Source organism: Methylobacterium nigriterrae, assembly GCF_037106235.1.
Taxonomy (GTDB): Bacteria; Pseudomonadota; Alphaproteobacteria; order Rhizobiales; family Beijerinckiaceae; genus Methylobacterium; species Methylobacterium nigriterrae.
Genome location: NZ_JBAWTG010000718.1, coordinates 1 through 292, shown reverse-complemented (window position 1 = coordinate 292; position 292 = coordinate 1). Strand labels below are relative to the sequence as shown.

Here is a 292-nt window from a genome sequence, read left to right as displayed (position 1 = left end):
GTATGGCTATCTCAACCGTATCGCGTCGAGCCGGCGGCTGGAGCGCGAGGCGGAGCGCAATGTCGAGCTGATGTGGCTGACCGGGCGGCTTGTGCCCGACCACAAGACGATCGCCGACTTCCGCCGAGACAATGGGCCGTCGATCCGCAAGGTCTGCAGCCGATTCGTGCTGCTGTGCCGCAAGATGGGCCTCCTGGGCGATAGCGTGGTCGCGATCGACGGCTCGAAGTTCAAGGCGGTGAACAACCGGGATCGGAACTTCACACCGGCCAAGATGCAGCGCCGCCTCGCG

General features: G+C 65.1%; 1 protein-coding gene. It reads left to right on the top strand.

Features of this window, described 5'->3' with window-relative positions:
* A partial coding sequence (locus WDW90_RS38860) for a transposase (protein ID WP_336492965.1) occupies nucleotides 1-292 on the top strand: 292 nt, incomplete at both ends.